This is a genomic window from Pseudoduganella sp. OTU4001 (genome assembly GCF_038440195.1).
GTDB lineage: Bacteria > Pseudomonadota > Gammaproteobacteria > Burkholderiales > Burkholderiaceae_D > Rugamonas.
In genome coordinates this window covers 38,163-56,587 of the sequence record NZ_JASATG010000037.1, presented here as the reverse complement: position 1 = coordinate 56,587, position 18,425 = coordinate 38,163, and the positions used below count along the sequence as shown (strand labels likewise).

17 protein-coding genes are annotated in these 18,425 nt (G+C 66.4%); 10 read left to right on the top strand and 7 right to left on the bottom strand.

The window, feature by feature from the left end; all coding sequences use genetic code 11:
* Positions 1-214: 214 nt before the first annotated feature.
* Entirely contained in the window at positions 215-934 is a 720-nt protein-coding gene (gene hutC / locus AAHE99_RS23345) for a histidine utilization repressor (protein WP_342119817.1), read from the bottom strand.
* Between the two features lie 133 nt (positions 935-1,067).
* Here hutC and ada point away from each other — a divergent pair, with 133 nt between their 5' ends.
* Positions 1,068-2,159: a bifunctional DNA-binding transcriptional regulator/O6-methylguanine-DNA methyltransferase Ada gene (gene ada / locus AAHE99_RS23340; protein ID WP_342119816.1), complete on the top strand. Its 1,092-nt coding sequence runs from the start codon at positions 1,068-1,070 to the stop codon at positions 2,157-2,159.
* Entirely contained in the window at positions 2,156-2,938 is a 783-nt protein-coding gene (locus AAHE99_RS23335; protein ID WP_342119815.1) for a 2OG-Fe(II) oxygenase, read from the top strand. Before ada ends, AAHE99_RS23335 begins: the two co-directional genes overlap by 4 nt.
* A gap of 492 nt (positions 2,939-3,430) precedes the next feature.
* Here AAHE99_RS23335 and AAHE99_RS23330 read toward each other — a convergent pair whose 3' ends face one another.
* From AAHE99_RS23330 to AAHE99_RS23320, 3 genes are all read right to left on the bottom strand, one after another.
* The gene (locus AAHE99_RS23330; protein ID WP_342119813.1) at positions 3,431-4,069 is read right to left on the bottom strand and encodes a glutathione S-transferase family protein; all 639 of its coding nucleotides are present in this window, start codon (positions 4,067-4,069) and stop codon (positions 3,431-3,433) included.
* 71 nt (positions 4,070-4,140) lie between these two features.
* Entirely contained in the window at positions 4,141-5,304 is a 1,164-nt protein-coding gene (locus AAHE99_RS23325) for a M56 family metallopeptidase (RefSeq protein WP_342119812.1), read from the bottom strand.
* A complete protein-coding gene (locus AAHE99_RS23320) occupies positions 5,294-5,665 on the bottom strand; it encodes a BlaI/MecI/CopY family transcriptional regulator (protein WP_342119811.1) in 372 nt (123 codons plus the stop codon). The genes AAHE99_RS23325 and AAHE99_RS23320 overlap by 11 nt, the downstream gene beginning before the upstream one ends.
* Positions 5,666-5,770: 105 nt before the next feature.
* On the opposite strand from AAHE99_RS23320, the gene AAHE99_RS23315 reads away from it, so the two are divergent.
* The 8 genes from AAHE99_RS23315 (at position 5,771) to AAHE99_RS23280 (ending at position 16,584) form a co-directional block, all read left to right on the top strand.
* Positions 5,771-7,432 (top strand): amidohydrolase, encoded by a 1,662-nt coding sequence (locus tag AAHE99_RS23315; protein WP_342119810.1) that lies wholly within the window; start codon positions 5,771-5,773, stop codon positions 7,430-7,432.
* A gap of 231 nt (positions 7,433-7,663) precedes the next feature.
* Positions 7,664-9,370, top strand: a complete 1,707-nt coding sequence (gene hutU / locus AAHE99_RS23310) for a urocanate hydratase (RefSeq protein ID WP_342119809.1) — start codon at positions 7,664-7,666, stop codon at positions 9,368-9,370.
* 104 nt (positions 9,371-9,474) lie between these two features.
* Complete coding sequence (gene hutH / locus AAHE99_RS23305) at positions 9,475-11,016, top strand: histidine ammonia-lyase (protein WP_342119808.1); 1,542 nt, start codon at positions 9,475-9,477, stop codon at positions 11,014-11,016.
* Positions 11,017-11,026: 10 nt separating this feature from the next.
* On the top strand, positions 11,027-11,815 hold the full coding sequence (gene hutG, locus AAHE99_RS23300; protein WP_342119806.1) for an N-formylglutamate deformylase: 789 nt from the start codon (positions 11,027-11,029) through the stop codon (positions 11,813-11,815).
* On the top strand, positions 11,812-13,179 hold the full coding sequence (locus tag AAHE99_RS23295) for a formimidoylglutamate deiminase (RefSeq protein WP_342119805.1): 1,368 nt from the start codon (positions 11,812-11,814) through the stop codon (positions 13,177-13,179). The genes hutG and AAHE99_RS23295 overlap by 4 nt, the downstream gene beginning before the upstream one ends.
* The gene (locus AAHE99_RS23290) at positions 13,176-13,760 is read left to right on the top strand and encodes a HutD/Ves family protein (protein WP_342119803.1); all 585 of its coding nucleotides are present in this window, start codon (positions 13,176-13,178) and stop codon (positions 13,758-13,760) included. Before AAHE99_RS23295 ends, AAHE99_RS23290 begins: the two co-directional genes overlap by 4 nt.
* Entirely contained in the window at positions 13,761-15,008 is a 1,248-nt protein-coding gene (gene hutI, locus AAHE99_RS23285) for an imidazolonepropionase (RefSeq protein ID WP_342119802.1), read from the top strand. It abuts the gene before it with no gap.
* Positions 15,009-15,036: 28 nt separating this feature from the next.
* The gene (locus AAHE99_RS23280; protein ID WP_446728951.1) at positions 15,037-16,584 is read left to right on the top strand and encodes a glycine betaine ABC transporter substrate-binding protein; all 1,548 of its coding nucleotides are present in this window, start codon (positions 15,037-15,039) and stop codon (positions 16,582-16,584) included.
* Here AAHE99_RS23280 and AAHE99_RS23275 read toward each other — a convergent pair.
* From AAHE99_RS23275 to AAHE99_RS23265, 3 genes are all read right to left on the bottom strand, one after another.
* Positions 16,538-16,705, bottom strand: a complete 168-nt coding sequence (locus AAHE99_RS23275) for a hypothetical protein (protein ID WP_342119801.1) — start codon at positions 16,703-16,705, stop codon at positions 16,538-16,540. The two genes, AAHE99_RS23280 and AAHE99_RS23275, sit on opposite strands and share 47 nt — an antisense overlap.
* A gap of 262 nt (positions 16,706-16,967) precedes the next feature.
* Positions 16,968-17,450, bottom strand: a complete 483-nt coding sequence (locus AAHE99_RS23270; RefSeq protein ID WP_342119800.1) for a GNAT family N-acetyltransferase — start codon at positions 17,448-17,450, stop codon at positions 16,968-16,970.
* Entirely contained in the window at positions 17,447-18,388 is a 942-nt protein-coding gene (locus tag AAHE99_RS23265; RefSeq protein WP_342119799.1) for a DMT family transporter, read from the bottom strand. Before AAHE99_RS23265 ends, AAHE99_RS23270 begins: the two co-directional genes overlap by 4 nt.
* Between the last annotated feature and the right edge of the window lie 37 nt (positions 18,389-18,425).

Here is an 18,425-nt window from a genome sequence, read left to right as displayed (position 1 = left end):
GGGGGCCCCCCCTGGGGCTGGTGGGTCCGGGGGGGGGCGCCCGGGCCGGGGGGGGCGCCGGCCGCCAGCAGCGCGGCGGCCCAAGCGAGCAGCAGCAGCCGGCGCGCGCGGCGGCGCGGACGGGCGGCGGGGGGCGGCTTCAGGCTCGGTAGCGGCAAGGCATCCCTTTCTGGCCGGCGCAGGGGCAGGCGTGTGCGGTCAACTATAGCATTGCTCAGGCTGGAACGCTGCCGCCAAACTGGTAGCGATGGCCGGGGTGCCACATGGTGGCCAGCGAGGCGATGCGGCCGGCCGACTGGGTCTGGCGTTTCAGCACCAGGCAGGGCTGGCGCGCGTCCATCGCCAGCATCTCGGCCACCTCGCGCGGCGGCGCCAGCGCTTCTATGCTGTAAGTGGCAGCCTGCAAGGGAGCGGCTTTCACCAGGTATTCGTTGGGGGTGGTGTGGCTGAAGTCCTGCACCATGTAGTCGGGCGCGCAGAGCGGGTTGACCCAGCGGTCCTCGACCTGGATCGGCACCCCGTTTTCAAAGTGCACGATGACGGAGTGGAACAGCTCGTGGCCGGGGGGCAGCTCGAACGCCAGCGCCTGCAGGTCGCTGGCCTTGGCGCGCTCGAGCAGCTGCAGGGCGCTGCGGTGGGCGTGGCCGCGCGCGCGCACTTCGTCGGCGATGCTGCGGATTTCCAGCAGGGTAGCCTGGTATTTTTGCGCCGCGACGTAGGTGCCGGCGCCCTGGCGCCGGGTCAGCACGCCTTCCGCAGTCAGTTCGCGCACGGCGCGGTTGACGGTCATGCGCGACACGCCGAACTGCTTGCACAGGGCTTGCTCGGAAGGGATCACATCGCCTTCCTGCCAGGCGCCGGCGGCAATCTGCGCCAGCAGGTGGTCCTTGATGCGCTGAAAAATCGGGGTGTCGTTCTGTTGTTGTTCGTCCAAACCGGGCTCCGGGCTTGTGCTCCATGCAATAGGTGTGGCGATTGTAGCACCGGGGAATTCAATAGCAAGCGGCGGAGTGCGACGGCCGGACGGGCTGGCTACCATGGTGGCATACTAGTACCTGGAGTCTTATATGAACCGTTACCTGACCGACAACGAGCGCTGGGCCGCCGTCCAGGCGCGCGACAGCGCGGCCGACGGCCAGTTCTACTATTCCGTGCGCACCACCGGGGTGTTCTGCCGTCCGTCCTGCGGCGCGCGGCCGGCCCTGCGTGAAAACGTCGCCTTCCACGGCTCGATGGCCGAGGCCGAGGCGGCCGGCTTCCGGCCCTGCAAGCGCTGCAAGCCGGAGCAGCCGCCGCTGGCCGAGCGCCACGCGGCCATGGTGGCCGAGGTGTGCCGCCTGATCGATGCGGCCGAGGTGGCGCCGGACCTGGATGCGCTGGCGGCGGCGGGCGGCATGAGCCGCTTCCACTTCCACCGCGTGTTCAAGGCGCAGACCGGCTTGACGCCGAAGGCCTATGCGGCGGCGGCGCGCGCGCGGCGCATGCAGGCGGGGCTGGCGGCCGAGGCCTCGGTGACGGAGGCGATCTATGCGGCCGGCTTCAATTCTTCCGGGCGCTTTTATGCGGCCACGCCGGGCGCGCTGGGCATGACGCCGTCGGCCTGGCGCGCGGGCGGGCGCGGGGCGCTGATCCGCTTTGCCATCGCCCAGTGCTCGCTGGGGGCGATCCTGGTGGCCAGCACGCAGCGCGGCATCTGCTGCATCCTGCTGGGGGACGATCCGCAGGCGCTGGTGCAGGATCTGCAGGACCGCTTCCCGCAGGCCGAGCTGTTGGGCGCGGAGGCGGACTACGAGCAGGTGGTGGCGCGCGTGATCGCGTTCGTGGAGGCGCCGCAGATTGGGCTCGACCTGCCGCTCGACGTGCGCGGTACGGCGTTCCAGCAGCGGGTCTGGCAGGCCTTGCGCGAGATTCCAGCGGGGGAGACGGTCAGCTACGCCGAACTGGCGGCGCGGGTCGGGGCGCCGAACGGCGCACGCGCGGTGGCGGGCGCCTGCGCCGCCAACGCGATTGCGGTGGCGATTCCCTGCCACCGGGTGGTGCGCAACGACGGCTCGATCTCGGGCTACCGCTGGGGCGTCGAGCGCAAAGCCGCCTTGCTCGAGCGCGAAGCCGACGCCGCCCACGCCGCTAGCGCGGCGCCGGCGGAGGCCGCGGCATGACGCGCGACCTCTTCGCGCCGCCCGCCACCGACGTCCCGCCCACCGCCATCGCCGCCACCGCGCTTGCCGCCGCGTCGCCCGCCGCGCGCTGGGACGGCTTCGACTGGGTGCGAATTGCTGCGGATCTGGACGAATTTGGCTGCGCGCATGTGCCTAACGTGCTGTCGCCGCAGGAATGCGCGCAATTGGCGGCCGGCTATAGCCGGCAGGACCTGTACCGCAGCCGCGTCATCATGCAGCGCCACGGCTTTGGCAAAGGCGAGTACCAGTACTTCCGCTATCCGCTGCCGGCGCTGTTGGCTGAGCTGCGTACCGGGATGTATCCGCCACTGGCGGCTATCGCCAACCGCTGGTACGCCACCATGGGCCTGGAACCGCGCTTCCCCGCGCAGCACCAGGACTTCATTGAACGCTGCCACGCCGCCGGCCAGCAGCGCCCGACGCCGCTGTTGCTGCAATACGAACCGGGCGACTACAACTGCCTGCACCAGGACTTGTATGGCGAACATGTCTTCCCCCTGCAAGCGGCCTTCCTGCTTTCGCAGCCGGGCAAGGACTTCGAAGGCGGTGAATTCGTGCTGACCGAGCAGCGCCCACGCATGCAGTCGCGCGTGGAAGTCGTCCCGTTGCAGCAGGGCGACTGCGTCATCTTCCCGGTCTTCCACCGCCCGGTGCAGGGCACCCGCGGCGTCTACCGCGTGAACATGCGCCACGGCGTCAGCCGGCTGCGGGCCGGCCGTCGCCACACGCTGGGCATCATCTTCCACGACGCCGCATGAAGGGTCGGGTGTCTCGATTCGGGGTCCCTGGCAAACCCACAGAAAATTGCACTGAAATGGCCTGAAATGCCACTGAAATCCCCTGAACTTTGGTTTCGAGTGCTGAGGGGGCGCTGGCATCCTGGCTCGCCACGGCGCGCGGCGAAGCGCCACAATCGGCACGCTTGCATCTGCCACCGTGGTGGGGAACGTAGTCATGTACGAAGGTCTTCCCACCACCCCAAACAGATTTGCCGCAGAGGTTGCCGGTTCCGCGCGCAATGCCTGGGAAGTACTTTGGTGCGGCTCCCTGGGCAGCGCTCTTGGAAGAAAGCGCTTTTTGTTCGTAATGAACACTTGCGCGGCCCACGCGTGGAGGGACCGCCGCAGTTCCAGGCGCACAACGCAGCGGCAGCGCGATTCCGGGGATTTCAGTGGCATTTCAGGCCATTTCAGTGCAACTTTCTGTGGATTTGTTTGAGACCCCGGATCGAGGTCCCCATCACCCAGTCTTCAGGGAAGCTCTGATGACGAATGCGGATCGATCGAGTAGGGATGGTGCTCGTCGAGGAAGCCGGGCTGCGCGCGCACGCGCTCGATCCAGGCGCAGACTTGCGGGAACTCGCGCAGCGGCAGGCCTGCTTCGTCGGTGCGGTGAGCGTACGCGAACAAGGAGATGTCGGCGATGGTGTATTCATCGCCGCAGATGAAGGGCCGCGACGCCAATTCGCGCTCCAGGATTTGCAGCGCGCGCATGCCGCCGGCACGCCGCATCGCCACCAGCGCGGCTGGGCGGCGCGCCAGCTTGCCCGTCATCGTCCAATGGCGCAGGCACGCAATGTTCAGCACATAGTCCTGCTCGAACGACATCCACTGCTGCACCTTGGCGGCGGCAAACGCGTCGGCCGGCAGGTAGCGTGTGCCGGCAGCCAGATAAGTCAGGATGGCATTCGACTCCGCCAGCACGCGCCCATCATCCAGCCGCAGCGCCGGCACGGCGCCGGTCGGGTTGATGGCGAGGTAGGCCGGGTCTTGGCCGGCGCCTTCGAAGATGCTGACCAACTCGGTGCGGTACTGCAGGCCGAGATGCGACAGCAGCAGGCGTACTTTGTAGGCGTTTTGCGAAGGCAGGTAATCGAACAGCGTCATCATGTGCGGGACTCCAACGGTTAAAACCGTATTGAACCCGTCACGCGGCGCCGCCGCACTCCGCTTCTTGCTGCTCAATCCTGTGCCGTCACGCGCACCGCGACGTTGAAGTCCTTGCCGCCATCGGCCACGGCGAAGCTGCCATTGCCGCCTTCCGGCATCTTCAGCTTGAAGTTGCTGACGGCCTTGTCGCCATGGCTCACCTGCACCTTCAGCAGGACGTTACCGCCCGCTGGTTCGGCCACAAAGCGCGTGCTCCACTTGTCGGCGCCTTCGCCTACCGTCACCGTGCCCGGCTCGCCGGCTTTCAGCAGGATGCGCGGGGCGGAACCTTCCATCTCGAGATGCAGCTTGTAGTGTTTGCCGGCCGGGGTGCCGGCGTGGGCCGACAAGCCGGCCAGGCCGCAGGCCGCCACCAGCAATGCGGCAGCCAGCTTGCCGCCGTTGCGGCGGGCCGGTGAAACGGATGATTTCAATTGCATGATTCTCTCCTTCAGTGGATGGACGGCCTGCCATTGGCAAGCCAGTGGAAGACCCTGCGCCGCCAGCTGTGTTTTCAGCATGGCATTGGCATAAGTGCCGGCCTGCCCGTGCCGGCGCAGGACCGTTTCGTCGCACGCCAGCTCCTGGTCCAGCCGGAAGCGCGCTGCGGCAAGGTGGATCAGCGGATTGCACCAGGCCAGGCATTGCAGCAGCGCGCATGCCGCATTGGCGAGCAGGTCGCCGCGCTCGGCGTGGATGCGTTCATGGGCCAGCACCAGGCGCCGTTCGGCCCGGTCGTACTTGCGGCGGAAGTCCAGCGGCAGCACCAGGCGCGCGCGCCATATGCCCAGCAGCAGCGGGCCGTCCGGCCAGCGTTCGCGCTGCAGGCCGCGCTGGAACGACCATTGGCGCCAGGCCATCCAGCCGGCAGTGGTCAGCGCCCCCGCCAGCCAAGCGCCGATCAGCCAGGCCTCCCAACCAGCGGCGCGCCAGATGGCCGCCGTGTTACTGGCCGCCTGCAGGGCATCGCCCAGCGCATGGGTGGCGGGTGCCGGCATGGCCGGCCAGGCGACCGACTGTCCGATCACGCCACTGCGCGGCGCCAGGGCCGCCAGCATGCTGGCCGGCACGCACGCCCACAGCAGGTAAGCGCAGCCCGCCCCGCACAGGCGGCGCAGCGGCTGGCGCAGCAGCAGCACCAGCGTGCAGGAGGCCGCACTGGCCAGCAAGAAGCGCAGCAGCCAGTCACTTGTCATCGTCCAGTTCCTTCACCAGTTTTTTCAATGCCGCGATATCGGCTTTGCTCAAGGCCTTGTGCTGGCTGAAGTGCGCTACCAGCGGCGCCAGGCGGCCGTTGAACATGCGGTCGAGGAAGCCCTGGCTTTCGGTCGCCAGCCAATCCTCGCGCGCCAGCAGCGGCGCATACAGGTAGCGCCGCCCGTCCTTTTGCGCGCTGATGGCGCCTTTGTTCAACAGGCGGTTGAGCAGGGTCTTGATGGTGGCGTCCTGCCAGCCCTGGCCGGCCAAGGCGGCGCACACGTCCTCCGACGCCAGCGGATGGCGTCCCCATAACACCTGCATCACCTGGGCTTCGGCTTCACTGATCTGGATAGTCATGATCATTTACGTTTGTAATCGATGGTTGATGATTACACGTGTAAATGGTCGAGTCAACAGGTACACTCTGCAAATTCTTGCTTTCAAATTGAGAGGACTGGACCCATGCACTTCCGCCGCACCCTGCTGGCCGCCGCCGCGCTGGCCGCCGTCACCATCTCCGCCAACGCTGGCACCATGATCGAGAACGCCAATGGCTATACGCTGAATGCCAAAGGCCAGCTGGTGCAGTTCAAGGCGCTGGCCTTCGACGATCACGGCAGGCTGCTTGCCGTCGGCAGTGCGAAAGAGGTCGCGGCCAGGGCCAAGGGCTTCAAGCGCGTGGACGTGCAGGGCAAGACCGTGCTGCCAGGCCTGATCGACGCCCACGGCCACGTGTTCGGCCTGGGTGAGGTGGCCACCAGCGCCGACCTGTACACGCCAACGTCGCTGCAGGCGGCGCAAGCGTCCATCGCCAAATTCGCAGCCGCCAACCCGCAGCGCAAATGGGTGATCGGCAAGGGCTGGAACCAGGAGATATGGAAGCTGGGACGTTTCCCGACCGTGGCCGAACTGGACGCGGTGGTGGGCGACCGCCCGGCGGCGATGGAGCGCATCGACGGCCACGCCATGTGGGTCAACACCAAGGCGCTGGAAGCGGCCGGCATCACGCGCGACACCAAGGATCCGGAAGGCGGCAAGATCGAGCGCGATGCGCAGGGCAACGCAACCGGCATCCTGGTCGATACCGCGATGGACTACGTCTACAAAGTGCTGCCCAAGCCGACCGAGGCCGAAGCGCGCGCCATGCTGGACGGCGCAATGGGCATCCTGTCCAGTGTAGGCCTGACCAGCGTGCACGATGCCGGCATCGATGTCGGCTCCGACCGCTTGTTCCGCGAATACGCCGACCAGGGCAAGCTGTCGACCCGCGTGTACGCCATGATCGGCGACGTGGGCGCCGACTTCGACCAGTTGGCCAAGGCCGGTCCGCTGAAATCCTATGCCGGCGACCGCTACGCGCTGTCCGCCGTCAAGCTGTATTCCGACGGCGCGCTGGGCAGCCGCGGCGCCGCCCTGATCCATCCTTACAGCGACGCGCCGCACACCAAGGGCCTGCTGTTCAACAGCGACGCCGCCATCGGCGCCAAGATCGAAAAGGCGATGAAGGCCGGCTACCAGGTCAATGTGCACGCCATCGGCGACGCCGGCAACAAGCAGATCCTCGACAGCTTCGAGAAGCTGGGCAAGCAATTCCCGCTGCCGGCCAAGCGCCACCGCATCGAGCACGCGCAGGTGGTGCAGCCGTCGGACATCCCGCGCTTCAAGCAGCTGTCGATCGTGCCGTCGATGCAGCCGACCCACGCCACCTCCGACCAGAACATGGCCGAGCAGCGCGTCGGCGCGCAGCGCATCAAGGGCGCGTATGCCTGGCATACCTTCCTGCAGCAGGGCAGCCGCATTGCCTGCGGTTCCGACTTCCCGATCGAGTCGCCCAACCCGCTGCAGGGCATCCACGCCGCCGTCACGCGCCAGGACATGCAGAACGTGCCGGCCGGCGGCTGGTACAAGGAACAGGCCATGACCCTGACCGAGGCCTTCCGCTGCTTCACGCTGGACGCGGCCTGGGCCGCGCACCAGGAGCAGGCCATCGGTTCGCTGGAGAAGGGCAAGTGGGCCGACTTCATCGTGCTCGACCAGGACCTGTTCAAGGTCAAGGATGATCAAATCGGCAAGATTAACGTGCTGGAAACCTGGGTCGGCGGCAAGCAAGTCTTCCGCAAGTGAAGCGGCGAACGGACGGCCGGCGCCGTCCGTAGCAAGCTGGAGCCTCACTTTATAGGAGGCTGTCATGGGCAAATATTTCCTGGCCTGGCTGCTGGGCGTTCCTGGCATCGTGCTGCTGCTGGTGTACCTGTTCTTCAATTAAAAACTGGTTGACTGGGTTGTCTATACAACTTAAGCTGTGAGTATGCGCGGGCCGGTGCAGGTCCGCTCTCACCAACTTGAGGAGATGACATGAGCACCCAGCACCTGGACAACGATCCCCGCTACGACGCTTCCCGCGATATCCGTGCCCCGCGCGGCCCGGAAATGGTCTGCAAGACCTGGGGCGCCGAAGCCGCCTACCGCATGATCCAGAACAACCTGGACAAGGAAGTGGCGGAGAACCCGAAACACCTGGTGGTGTACGGCGGTATCGGCCGGGCGGCCCGCAACTGGGAGTGCTTCGACCAGATCCTCGCTTCCCTGAAAAAGCTGGAAGCCAATGAAACCCTGTTGATCCAGTCCGGCAAGCCGGTCGGCGTGTTCCAGACCCACGAAGATGCGCCGCGCGTGCTGCTGGCCAATTCCAACCTGGTGCCGAAATGGGCCAACTGGGAGCACTTCAATGAGCTGGACCGCCAGGGCCTGTTCATGTACGGCCAGATGACCGCCGGTTCCTGGATCTACATCGGGACCCAGGGCATCGTGCAGGGCACTTATGAAACCTTCGCCGAAGCCGGCCGCCAGCACTTTGGCGGCGACCTGAAAGGCCGCTTCGTGCTGACCGCCGGTCTGGGCGGCATGGGCGGCGCGCAGCCGCTGGCGGCCACCTTCGCCGGCGCGGTGTCGCTCAACATCGAGTGCCAGCAGTCTTCCATCGACTTCCGCCTGCGCACCAAGTACCTGGACAAGCAGGCCGCCAACATCGACGAGGCGCTGGAACTGGTGAAGTTCCACAAGGAGCGCGGCGACGCGATTTCCATCGGCCTGCTGGGCAATGCGGCCGACGTGCTGCCGGAGCTGGTGCGCCGCGCCAAAGCCGGCGGCATCATCCCTGACCTGGTGACCGACCAGACCTCGGCGCACGACCTGGTCAACGGCTACCTGCCGCAGGGCTGGACCGTAGAGCAGTGGAAGGCGGCGCAAGCCGACGCCGCGCGACACGCCAAGCTGGTCGACGCCGCCGCCGCTTCCTGCGCGGTGCATGTGCAGGCCATGCTGGACTTCCAGGCGCTGGGCGCCAAGGTGGTCGACTACGGCAACAACATCCGCCAGGTGGCGTTCGACAAGGGCGTCAAGAATGCCTTCGACTTCCCGGGCTTCGTGCCGGCTTACATCCGCCCGCAATTCTGCGAAGGCCGCGGCCCGTTCCGCTGGGTGGCGCTGTCGGGCGATCCGGAGGATATCTACAAGACCGACGCCAAGATCAAGGAACTGTTCCCGCAGCATGCCAACGTGCACCGCTGGCTGGACATGGCGCGCGAGCGCATCGCCTTCCAGGGCCTGCCGGCGCGTATCTGCTGGCTGGGCCTGGGCGAGCGCCACATCGCCGGCCTGGCCTTCAATGAAATGGTGAAGAACGGCGAACTGAAGGCGCCGATCGTGATCGGCCGCGACCACCTGGATACCGGCTCGGTCGCTTCGCCGAACCGTGAAACCGAAGGCATGCGCGACGGCACCGATGCGGTGTCCGACTGGCCGCTGCTGAATGCTATGCTGAATACTGCCGGCGGCGCGACCTGGGTCTCGCTGCACCATGGCGGCGGCGTGGGCATGGGCTATTCGCAGCACTCGGGCGTGGTGATTGTTGCGGACGGCACGGAAGCCGCCGCCAAGCGCCTGGCGCGGGTGCTGGTCAACGACTGCGGTTCGGGCGTGATGCGCCATGCGGATGCGGGCTATGAAAGCGCCATTGAATGTGCCAAGCGTAACCACCTGAACCTGCCGATGATTAAGTAAAACCGGCAAACCAGTGTCTGACCCATAGGGTCAGACACTTGCCATGCGGCCGCCGCGGGCGCCGGTTTACCGGTTTGAAAAGCAAACGAATACGAGAAAAAAACATGACCCATCTGACCCTGAACCCAGGCAAACTGACCCTCTCCGACCTGCGCGCCGTGTGGACCGCCCACGCGCCGATCGCGCTGGCGAAAGAAGCCTACGCCGCTGTGGAAGCCTCCTGCAAAGCCGTGCAGGACATCGTCGCCAAGGGCGATGCCGCTTACGGCATCAACACCGGTTTCGGCCTGCTGGCCAAGACCCGCATCCCGGACGACAAGCTGGAACAGCTGCAGCGCAACCTGATCCTGTCGCACTCGGTGGGCACCGGCGAGCTGATGTCCGACCAAGTGGTGCGCCTGCTGATGCTGACCAAACTGAGCTCGCTGGCGCGCGGTTTCTCCGGCATCCGCCCAATCGTGATCGACACCCTGATCGCGCTGTACAACGCGGGCATCATGCCGGCCATCCCGGCCAAGGGTTCGGTCGGCGCGTCCGGCGACCTGGCCCCGCTGTCGCACATGACCCTGGCCATCCTGGGCGTGGGCGAAGTGCGCGTGAAGGGCGAGCTGGTGCAAGCCGCCGATGCGCTGAAAGCCGCCGGCATCGCGCCGGTGGTGCTGGCCGCGAAAGAGGGCCTGGCCCTGATCAACGGCACCCAGGCTTCCACCGCGCTGGCGCTGCACGGCCTGTTCATGGCCGAGCGCCTGCTGGAGGCGGGCATGGTGACCGGCTCGCTGTCGCTGGACGCGGCCAAGGGTTCCGATTCGCCGTTCGACGCACGCATCCACGAAGTGCGCGGCCAGCCGGGCCAGATCGCCGCCGCCGGCATCTACCGCGAACTGGTGTCGGGCAGCGCGATCCGCGCCTCGCACCTGGTGGGCGACGAGCGCGTGCAGGACCCGTACTGCCTGCGCTGCCAGCCGCAAGTGATGGGCGCCTGCTGGGACATCATCGCCAATGCCGGCCGCACCCTGCTGATCGAAGCCAATGCCGTCACCGACAACCCGTTGATCTTCCAGAACGACGACGGTCCGGTGGTGGTTTCGGGCGGCAACTTCCACGCCGAGCCGGTGGCCTTCGCCGCCGACACCCTGGCGCTGGCGATTGCCGAAATCGGCTCGATTTCCGAACGCCGCATCTCGCTGCTGATCGACGCCACCCTGTCCGGCCTGCCGCCGTTCCTGGTGCGCGACCCGGGCGTGAACTCCGGTTTCATGATCGCCCACGTGACCGCCGCCGCGCTGGCGTCGGAAAACAAGTCGATCGCGCACCCGGCCTCGGTCGACACCATCCCGACTTCCGCCAACCAGGAAGACCACGTGTCGATGGCCACCTACGGCGCGCGCCGCCTGCACGATATGGCGCACAATACCGCGACCATCCTCGGCATCGAACTGCTGGCCGCCGCGCAGGGCATCGACTTCCACCGTCCGCTGAAAACCTCGGCGCAACTGGAACATGTACACGCCCAGCTGCGTTCCAAGGTACCATTCTTCGACGCCGACCGCTTCTTCGCGCCGGATATCGAGGCAGCCAAGCAGATGGTGGTGAATGGCGACCTGAGCGCAAGCTGCAAGAACCTGTTCAGCGCCCTGCATCCGTAAGGAGGGTTTCATGGATTACCGCTTCCACGCAGGCAGTATTCCCTTGCTGGTGTCGATGCCCCACGTGGGCACCGACATCCCGGACGATATCGCCGCCGGCATGGCGCCTGCGGCGACCGAAAAGGCCGACACCGACTGGCATTTGGTGCGCCTGTACGACTTTCTGGGCGAGCTTGGCGCGTCCACGCTGTCGGCGCGCTGGTCGCGCTATGTGATCGACCTGAATCGTCCGCCGGAAAACACCAACCTGTATCCGGGCCAGGACACCACGGGCCTGTGCCCGCTCGATACTTTCCACCGCGAGCCGCTGTACCTGGCAGGCCGCCAGCCGGACCAGGCCGAGGTGCAGCGCCGCCTGGCCGCCTACTGGCAGCCTTACCACAGCCAATTGCGCGCCGAACTGGAGCGCCTGCTGGCGCTGCACGGCCAGGTGGTGCTGTGGGACGCCCATTCCATCGCCTCCGTCGTGCCGCGTTTCTTCGAAGGCAAGCTGCCGGACCTGAACTTCGGCACCGCCGACGGCGCCAGCTGCGACAAGTCGATGACCGACGCCATCGCCAACGTCGCGCGCAAGGATGAACGCTACACGGTGGCCGTCAACGGCCGCTTCAAGGGCGGCCACATCACGCGTTTCTACGGCAAGCCGGAGCAGGGCGTGCACGCGATCCAGCTCGAGATGTGCCAGTCCACCTATATGGATGAAACGGCGCCGTTCGGCTACCGCGAAGACCTGGCAGGCGAGGTCCAGCCCTTGCTGCGCCAGCTGGTGCAAACCGCTGCCGACTGGGTGCGCCAATGAAGGCCCTCTACGCCCAGCACGCGCTGCTGCCGGATGGCTGGCGCAAGAACGTCCTGCTGCAGTGGGACGAGCGCGGCAACTTCACCGCCGTGCAGGCCGACGCGGTCCAGGCGCCCGGCCTGCCGAGCGCGCGCCTGGTCATGCCGGGCATGGTCAACCTGCATTCGCACGCCTTCCAGCGCGCGCTGGGCGGCCTGACCGAGTTCGCCGGCGAAACCAAGGACAGTTTCTGGACCTGGCGCGACCTGATGTACCGCTTCGCGCGCAACATCACGCCGGAGCAGATGGAAGCCATCGCGGCCCAGCTGTATTCCGAGTGCCTGCGCCACGGCTACACTTCGATCTGCGAATTCCACTACGTGCAGCGCGCAGCGGACGGCAGCATGTACCCGCAAGCGTCGGAAACCGCGCAGCGCGTGATTGCCGCCGCGCGCCAGGCCGGCATCGGCATCACCATGCTGCCGGTGCTGTACTCCTACGCCGGTTTCGGCGAGCAGCCGTTGAAGCCGGAGCAGGCGCGCTTCAAGACCGATGCGCGCGATGTACTGAAAATCATCGGTGAGCTGGAACCATTGCGCGACGCGCAGGTGGAAGTCGGCGTGGCGCCGCATTCGCTGCGCGCCGCCTCCGTGGCGCAGATCAAGGAAGTGCTGGAGCACCTGCCGAAAGCGCGCCCGGTGCACATCCACATCGCCGAGCAGCAGGGCGAGGTGCGGCAGTCGCTCGATTACAGCGGCAAGCGCCCGGTGCAGTACTTGTATGAACAACTGCCGGTCGATGCGCGCTGGTGCCTGGTGCATGCCACCCACCTGACCGATGACGAAGTCAGCGCCATTGCCAACAGCGGCGCCGTGGCGGGCCTGTGTCCGACCACCGAAGCCAACCTGGGCGACGGCCTGTTCCCGCTGGAGAGCTTCCTGGAGCAGGGCGGCCGCATCGGGGTGGGCAGCGACAGCCATGTGTCGCAAAGCGCGGTGGAGGAGCTGCGCTGGCTCGAATATGGCCAGCGCCTGTTGCACCAGCGCCGCAATATCGCCGTCGCCGGTGGCGAGCGCCGCGTGGGCGACTTCCTGTGGCAAGCTGCCCTGCAGGGCGGGGCGCAGGCGGCCGGCCGCCCGGTGGGCGCACTGGCTGCCGGCAAGCGTGCCGACCTGATAGTGTTGGATGACGACCACCCGAATCTTGACGGAATCGACGCCGCCGACGTTTTGGGGTGCTTCGTTTTCAGCGGAAATGATAATCTAGTCAGGGATGTAATGGTTGGCGGCCAGTGGGTGGTGCGCGACCAGAAGCACGTGGCGCAACCGGCCATCACCGCGCGCTTCAAAAAGACGCTGGCCGAACTGCGCGAGCTACGAGCATGACTCAAATCATCCAGTATGCAAGCCTGCACGCCACGCCGTGGAAGAACGGCGGCGGCAGCACCACGGAACTGTGCGTGATGCCGCCCGGCGCCGGCTTCGACGAGTTCGAATGGCGCCTGTCGCTGGCCACCATCGCGCAGAGCGGGCCGTTTTCCGTGTTCCCCGGCATCGACCGCACCCTGACCCTGGTCGAGGGCGGCGGTGTGGTGCTGGACGTGGGCAACGAGCGCCGCGTGGCGCTGTCCGAGCGCGAGCCGGTGATCGCCTTCCCGGGCGAGAACGCGGTGCACGCCACGGTGGAAGGCGCGCCCACCACCGACTTCAACGTGATGACGCGGCGCGCCGTCTGCAACCACCAGCTGGAGCGGCGCGTGGTGCGCGACTTCTCCACGCTGGAGCGGCGCAGCCCGACTACCGTGGTGTTCCTGGCCGAAGGCGAGAGCCTGAACCTGGCCAGCAACAGCGAGCGCATTTCCCTGGTGCGCTATGATGCGGTGGTGCTGGACAAGGACGATGTGTGGACGCTGGAAGCGGGCCACGCCACCGTGTTCATTGTCGATATCTTTCCGAACGAAGAGTAAATGATGGCAGTAGAGTGGGACCTGTTGATCACCAACGTGCATCTGGCCACCATGGTGGGCGGGGGCTATGGCGAAATCCGCGATGCCGCGATTGCGGTCGACCATGGCCGCATCGCCTGGATCGGCCGCCGCGAGGATGCCGCCGCGGCCGGCAGCGCGGAACTGGAGCATGATGCCGGCGGCTGCTGGCTGACGCCGGGCCTGATCGATTGCCACACCCATATCGTCCATGCGGGCAACCGCAGCGACGAATTCGAGGCGCGCCTGAATGGCGCCACCTATGAAGATATCGCCCGCGCCGGCGGCGGCATCATGTCGACCGTGCGCGCGACCCGCGCCGCTTCCGATGCGGAGCTGCTGCGCCAGTCCCTGCCGCGTATCGCGGCGCTGCTGGCCGAGGGCGTGACCACGCTGGAGGTCAAGTCCGGCTATGGCCTGGACCTGGCCTCGGAATCGAAGATGCTGCGCGTGGCGCGCCGCGTGGGGGAGGTGATGCCGGTCAACGTCGTCACCACCTTCCTCGGTGCGCACGCCTTGCCGCCGGAATTCAAGGACCGCGCCGATGATTATGTCGACGCGGTGATTGCCATGATCCCTGCGCTCGCCGCCGATGGCCTGGCCGATGCGGTGGATGCTTTCTGCGAGCGCATCGGCTTTAGCGCCGCCCAGACGGAGCGCATCTTCGCCGCCGCGCGCGAACACGGCTTGCCGGTCAAGCTGCATGCCGAACAGCTGTCCGACCAGGGCGGCGCGGCGCTGGTGGCGCGCTATCGCGGCCTGTCGGCCGACCACCTGGAGCACCTCTCCGAGCAGGGCGTCGCCGCCATGGCAGCCGCCGGCACGGTGGCGGTGCTGCTGCCGGGCGCCTACTACTTCCTGCGCGACACCATGCCGCCGCCGGTTGCGGCCTTGCGCGCGGCCGGTGTGCCGATGGCAGTCGCCACCGACAACAATCCCGGCACGTCGCCGATGACGTCCCTGCTGCTGGCCATGAATATGGTGTGCACGCTGTGGCGCCTGACGCCGCTCGAAGCGCTGGCCGGCTGCACCGTCCACGCCGCGCGCGCGCTGGGCTTGCAGCAGGACCTGGGCACGCTGGAGGTGGGCAAGATTGCCGACTTCGCGCTGTGGCAGATCGCGCGTCCTGCCGACCTGTCCTACGCGTTCGGCTTCAACCCCTGCGTAGCGGTGGTGAATCGCGGCGTGTGGCGCGATCCGGTGGTTGGCATCCCTGCCACGGGCGCCTGACTTGCTGCGCCGCGCCGCTACTGCCTTCCTGGCCCTGGCGGCCGCCGCCACGCTGCTCGTTTCCGCTGCCGCCGCAGCCGCCCAGCCGGATGGCGTGCTGCGCGTCGGCTCCAAGCGCTTCACCGAGTCGTACATTCTTGGCGAGCTGCTGGCGCAAGCGGCCGCACCGCACGCGCGCGTGGAGCACAAGCAGGGGCTTGGCAACACGGCGATCGTGCTGGCCGCGCTGAAGTCCGGCAGCATCGACGTTTATCCAGAATATACCGGCACCATCAGCCTGGAAATCCTCAAGCACGCGCAGCCCGCCACGCTGGCGCAGATGCAGCGCGAGCTGGCCGCGCAGGGCCTTGGCATCGCCGTGCCGCTGGGCTTCAACAATACCTATGCGCTGGCGGTGCGCGGTGACGCCGGCGGCCCGCGGCGCCTGAGCGAGCTGGCCGGGCAGGCTGGCATGCGCTATGGCCTGTCGCATGAATTCATCGGCCGCGCCGACGGCTGGCCAGGACTCGCGCAGCGCTACGCCATCCGCGCCACGCCGCGCGGCCTCGACCACGGCATCGCCTACGAAGCGCTGGCGGCGCAGCAGGTCGACGTCATCGACATCTACTCCACCGACGCCAAGATCAGCCAGTACGGCCTGCGTGTGCTGGAGGACGACCGAGGCTACTTCCCCCGCTACGACGCCGTGCTGCTATACCGCCTCGACGCCGCCCAGCGCTTCCCCGCCGCCTGGCAAGCGCTGCGCGCGCTGGAAGGCCGCATCAGCGCCGCCGACATGATCGCCATGAACGCCGCCGCCGAGCTGCGCAGCCAACCCTTCGCCGCCATCGCCCGCGACTGGCACGCCCGCCACCCCGCCAGCAAGCCGCCGGGCGCCTCCCTCGCGTCCCCGGCCGCCGCTCCGCCCGGCGCCGCCGAGCGGCAAGGCCTATGGCAGCGCCTCTTTGCCGACGACTTCTGGCCCTTGACCCGCCAGCACATCTTCCTGGTTGTGATGTCGGTAGTACTGGCCAGCCTGATCGCCATCCCCCTCGGCATCCTCGCCGCCTACCGTCAAGCCTGGCGCGAACCGGTGATGGCCGCCGCCGGCATCCTGCAAACCATTCCCTCGCTCGCCCTGCTGGCGATGCTGATCCCGCTGCTCGGCAGCATCGGCACCCTGCCGGCCCTGTGCGCGCTCTTCGTCTACGCGCTGCTGCCGATCGTCCGCAACACCTGCATCGCCCTGTCCGGCGTACCGGATGGCCTGAAGCAAGCCGCCCAGGCGCTAGGCCTGACCCCAGCGCAGAAGTTGCGCTACATCGAGCTGCCGCTGGCCGCACCCGTCATCCTGGCCGGCATCAAAACCGCCGCAGTGATGAGCGTCGGCACCGCCACCATCGCCGCCTTTATCGGCGCCGGCGGCTACGGCGAGCGCATCACCACCGGCCTGGCCCTGAACGACAACACGCTGATGCTGTCCGGCGCGCTGCCGGCAGCCATCCTCGCCCTGCTCACGCAAGCGATCTTCGAAATGATCGAAAGGGGATTCAAAGCATCTGCAGCCGTGCGCGCACCTGCTCAGCTTCGCGTGTAAGTAGCTGCTCGGCCAGCGCATCATTGGCCTGCTGCGCCGCCAGCACCTGCAGCTCCCGCATGCAACGGCTCAGCCGAAAGCGCAAATATGCCCGATGGACAGCAACGGAAATCTTCTGCATGGCACTCTCCTGCGGATGGCGGGACTATCCATTCTGAGAATTTCCTAGCGGCACGCGTTGCGCTACATCAAATGTAAGTGGATATCGCTTCTCGGTAAAAATTTGTAAGTGACAGCGCAAGGCCGAGAACGGCGGACTATATTGAAACCGTCGATTCATCTCCCCTCCCAACTGACACCTGGGTTTCCTAATCCCTCGCCCGACCACACACGAGCCGCGAGGGATTTTTTTTGTCCAGCCGGGAACTCCGCATTTTCCAGGTTCAGGCCGCGGCCAGCGCGTTCAGGGCGGGGCCGGTCACACGGCATACACGCCAATCCGGCAATACGTCCGCACCCATCTGTTCATAGAACTTGATGGCATTCACATTCCAGTCCAGTACCGACCACTCAAAACGCCCGCACTGGCGCTCCACGGCAATCTTCGCCAGCGCCGCCAGCATCTGCTTGCCATAGCCGGCACCGCGCCGATTCTGCTTCACGTACAGGTCTTCCAGGTACAAGCCCTTCTTGCACAGGAAAGTAGAGAAATTGTGGAAGAAGAGGGCATAGCTCACCACTTCGCCGCCCTCCACGCCCACAATGCCCTCCACGCCCGGCTTGGCGCCGAACAGCTCCTCATGCAGCATGGCCTCGTCAGCCACCACCAGGTGCTCCAGCTTCTCAAAGACGGCCAGCTCGCGGATCATGGCAATGATGGACGCCACGTCTTCCGGACGGGCAGGGCGGATAGTCAAATTGCTCATACAGCTTTCTTCAAAGGTTCAAGTTCAACAGTTTTACGCGGCGCCGGCGCCGACGGCGAACGCAAGGCCCAGGCCACGCTGGCGATACACACCACCATGCCCGCCACCTCCATCCAGCCCGGACGGTAATTCTCCAGCCGAATACTCATCAGCACCGAAATCACCGGCGTCACCACGCCGATATACACCGCCTTTTGCGTGCCGATCCGGTCGATCAGCGTGAAATAGCAGGCAAACGCAATCACCGACCCAAACAGCGACAGGTACAGCAAGCCGCCCCAGTAAGGCACGGTGGTTGGCATGGCAAACTTGTCGCCGCGCGCCAGCGCAAACAGCGCCACCAGCAGCGTGCCCCACAGCATGCCCCACGCCATGGTCAGCAGCACATTCGATTCATGCTGGCGCACCTTGACCACCAGCGTATTGCCGACCGAACTGGCGATGGTAGCGCCGAGCGCCAGCAGCAAGCCCAGGATGAAATGCCCTTCGCCGCCGGCCAGCGCATCGCGCAGCGACTCGGCAATGGCATGGTAGAACAGCAAGACCACGCCGCCCACCGCGACGATACCCGCCGCCCAGGTACGCCAGGTCAGCGGCGTGCCGAAAGCAATGCGGCTGAGAATAGGATTCCAGAACACCATCAGCGCAAACAGCACCGCCACCAGGGCCGACACCACATACTGCTCGGAGAAATAGGTCCCGATATAGCTCAGGCCAAAGCTGCAGCAGCCTTGCAGGATGGTCCAGCGCTGCGCCGCCCAGGACAGGCGCAGCTTGTCACCGCGCAGCAGGCACCAGCCGAACAGCACACTCGAGGCCAGGGCGAAACGATAAACGATGGAAACGGCCGGGGCGATATCGCCCAGTTGCAAAGTGATGGCCCAGAAGGTGGAACCCCAGATCAGGCAAGCGGCAACGAAGAGGATGGAAGAAGGCATCCCGCCAGTATAAGTGTTTCTTGAATGCAGCGCTGGC